Consider the following 1,576-nt stretch of genomic DNA (forward strand, 5'->3'; position numbering starts at 1 on the left):
CGGCCAGGACAGCGCCGTCCCCGTCCTGGCGGCGGACCAGGTCCGCCGGATCGCCGAACCGGGCGACCCGTATGAGTGAGCACCCGTCAGCCGAGACCGAAGGACCCATGAGAAACCGCCGCCGTGCGGCCGGCACGCTCGCGCTGGGCGTGGTCGCCGCGCTCGCCTTCATGCCGGCCGTCCCGGACCGCCGGAGCACGCCCGAGGCGGTCCCCGACGCCGTGTCGACACCCCTTGCCGACGCGCCCGGCGGCTCCGTCACCGTGCTCGGCGACGGTTCGACCTCCGACACCGGCCCGCAGCCGGCCCAGCCCCCGGTGGCCCGGCTCAAGCCCGGTGAGGTGCCACCACAGTTCGTGGTCTTCTCCTTCGACGCTCCCACCGAGGACGACAACCACCTGTTCTCCCACGCCCGCACGGCGGCCAGGGCGAACGGCGCCGAGGTGACGTTCTTCCTGCGCGGCATCGACCTGCTCCCCGCCACGAAGCGCTGGCAGTACCAGCCGCCGCAACACGAGGCCGGCACCGCCTCCGTCCCCTTCCCCACCGACGCCCAGGTCCGCGCGACCCTCCAACAGCTCGGCCGGGCCTGGCTGGACGGCGACGAGATCGCCGACGGCTTCATCGGCCAGTTCTGCGGACCGAAGGGCGCCCGGGACTGGTCGACCGCCGACTGGCAGAGCGAGATCGGCCAGGGCTACTCGATGGTGAACTTCTGGAAGACCGGAACCGGCTTCACCGATCTCCCCCCGCTGCCCTTCGACTACCAGACCGAGCTGGCCGGTGGCCGCGCCCCGTGCCTGGAAGGCCGGCCGAACCTGCTCCCCGCGGAGAAGGACGCCGGATGGCGCTACGACGCCGGCTCCCCGGGGGATGTCCAGCGCTGGCCGACCCAGACCGACGGCATCTGGGACTTCCCGCTCCAGCGGATCCCCGACGCCTCCGGCGCGCACGAGGTGCTCTCCACCGACCAGACACCGCAGACGTACCGGAACGCCTTCGACCGCGTCTACCACGGCAGCCGCGCGCCCCTCGTCATCGACACCGACCTCGACCCCCGACACGCGCCCCGGCTCCAGAGCGCCGAAGCGACGATGAAGGACCTCTGCCACCGCGACGGCGTCCGCTGCGTCTCCTTCCGCCAACTCGCCGACTGGCTCGACGCCCAGGACCCGGCCGTCCTGAACCGCCTCCGCGCGCTCGCCCCGACCACCGCGCCCAACTGGACCGCCGTCGTAGGGCCGTAACACTTCGGGCCGGTCCTACAGCAGTTCCGGACCGCCGGACAACCGCACAGCGCCAGACAACCGCACACCGCCGAGCTCGCCCTGCACGTCGGCTGAAAGCCGCAGTGCCCGGCCTTCGCGTCACGAGGGCCGGGCACCGCAGCGGCTGCGGAAGGTCAGCCGGCGGCGGTGCGCTTGCGGCGCCACCACCACGCGCCGCCGGCGGCGAGCACGACGACGACGGCGGCACCGATGGCGATGGGCGCGGCGGAGGAGGAGCCGCCGCTGCTCGACGCGGTCGCCGCCGTGCTGGGCGAGGCCGTCACGCTCGGGGCGCCGGAGGGGGTGGC

General features: G+C 73.9%; 2 protein-coding genes. One reads left to right on the forward strand and one right to left on the reverse strand.

Going from position 1 to position 1,576, the window contains the following annotated elements; genetic code table 11:
• The first annotated feature begins 107 nt into the window (after positions 1 to 107).
• A complete protein-coding gene (locus tag AB0O00_RS38750; RefSeq protein WP_363659374.1) occupies positions 108 to 1,247 on the forward strand; it encodes a hypothetical protein in 1,140 nt (379 codons plus the stop codon).
• 155 nt (positions 1,248 to 1,402) lie between these two features.
• Here the strand turns inward: AB0O00_RS38750 and AB0O00_RS38755 are convergent, their stop codons facing one another.
• Complete coding sequence (locus AB0O00_RS38755; RefSeq protein ID WP_363659375.1) at positions 1,403 to 1,552, reverse strand: LPXTG cell wall anchor domain-containing protein; 150 nt, start codon at positions 1,550 to 1,552, stop codon at positions 1,403 to 1,405.
• Positions 1,553 to 1,576 lie beyond the last annotated feature (24 nt).

Origin of the sequence: Kitasatospora sp. NPDC093558, assembly GCF_040683475.1 — a bacterium.
Taxonomy (GTDB): domain Bacteria; phylum Actinomycetota; class Actinomycetes; order Streptomycetales; family Streptomycetaceae; genus Kitasatospora.